1 protein-coding gene and 1 pseudogene are annotated in these 1,648 nt (G+C 39.0%); both read left to right on the top strand.

Annotated features, from left to right (window positions below; all coding sequences use genetic code 11):
• Nucleotides 1-490, top strand: a pseudogene (locus ACQRBJ_RS15940) (hypothetical protein); the annotation flags it as partial.
• A 696-nt stretch (nt 491-1,186) separates the two neighbouring features.
• Nucleotides 1,187-1,648 (top strand): hypothetical protein (locus ACQRBJ_RS15935; RefSeq protein WP_445304218.1); only part of this gene is annotated, 462 nt, incomplete at its 3' end.

Genomic DNA, 1,648 nt, shown 5'->3' with positions numbered 1-1,648 from the left:
TGATGGCTGTACACAACCTGAGGCTTCTGCGGACATACTGCAAGAAGAAAAGCAGGAAGAACCTCCACACACCAAGGATTTGTGCATAGAGCTGCTGAAGCAATTAAACTGTGAGGTATTTGTTTCAGAAGAGGAAGAGAATCGCTTGGATTTTAAATATCAGGGAGAACATTTTATCATAGATGCCACCAACGAGAGTTTCTTCATTAATATTTGGGATCCAGGGTGGTATGTTGTTCCATTGGATGATCTGGAACAAATGTCTAATGTACGTAAGGCAGTTAACACAATCAACAACTATAGTGGAACAACCATTGTTTACTACATAGAAGAAGAAGGACAGAAATTCATTCTCCATTCCAAACGCCAATGTATACTGCCAAAAGATTTACCCCACGTGAAAGAATACCTAAGGGCTCTTTTGGATGATTTTTTTGCTGTTCAAAAATGGCTGAGCAAAGAAATTGAAACGCAAAATAAAGAAAACTGATATCACCAGGTTTTGGATCCAGCTGTTTATGCACAAAAGAATGTTTTTTGACACACATTGCTGCTACTCGTGTTGTAACACCTTGATTTACAACATCTGTTTTGGGGGAAGTCTGATTTGGGTGTAGTATGGATTTTCTTTTTCTTAGCGGCATTGGGTAAATACAGAGCACAGAGGCAGAGAGTTAACTTTCTGCCTCTTTCTATGTTTTACACTAAACACCTGTCCATCTATGGGTTTAACTTTTGCAGTAACCACGGCTAGTGCACTAACTATACGCATGATTTTACCCCATCGCACCTCCTCATGCTTCTTCGCTTCACAATGCAAAAACTCAAATTTTCATCAATCCATGGTAACAAGACTCTGATAACGGCATGATTTATCGGAACTTGAAAGAATTGTTCAAAAGTTACATGAAGAGAACTCATCTACAAAATACTACAAACAGATAGAACAGACTTTAGAACATGTATTTTATACACAGAAGCAGGCATTTGGTACAATCAACAGATAGGATGTAGCATTATCTGCTCATTTTTATCTACTTTTGCTCCAGAAATGTTTACCTTTAGCCAGCTAAAGGTATATATGGATGTGCAAAGGCACTCTAAAACATTGAGTAATAAATAAAATCATTGCACCCATGATTTTCTAACATTAGAAACAACGTAAAAATAACAATATACAATGAAAATGTTATATGATATAATCGCAGGCATCATTTCTATGATTGCCAAAAGCCTGGGAGTTTCATATGCTACTGCCAATGTGGCATGGAGCTTATACCTACAGGGACTGGTGTGTATCCTATCCTGCCTCTTGCTTCTCATTCCCATGAGGAAGAGATACAAGCAATTCGGCCTGGATGTGTTCACCATATCAGGAACAGCCTCCATTCTTGGATATGCATACCTGATATTCGCCAACTGGTTCAATTTCATCAGCCCATTCATTGGGCAGAGTTTTCTGACTCAGCATAAAGCACTCATCAACTATACGAAGATGACGGGGATGCAATGGCACATGAGTTACCAGAGTGTTTATCTCATCCTCTTTGTCTTCCTGGGAGTGGCACTAATAGGAATGAACTTTATTCTGCTTGTATGGTTCAACCGACTAGCCAAGAAGACCAGCAATGAACTGATAAGTTTTCCT

Origin of the sequence: Prevotella sp. SGI.167 (assembly GCF_050313615.1) — a bacterium.
In the GTDB taxonomy this organism is placed as follows: Bacteria; Bacteroidota; Bacteroidia; order Bacteroidales; family Bacteroidaceae; genus Prevotella.
Note: the sequence above shows the minus strand (reverse complement) of the source record. Positions and strands in the feature narration are given on the sequence as shown.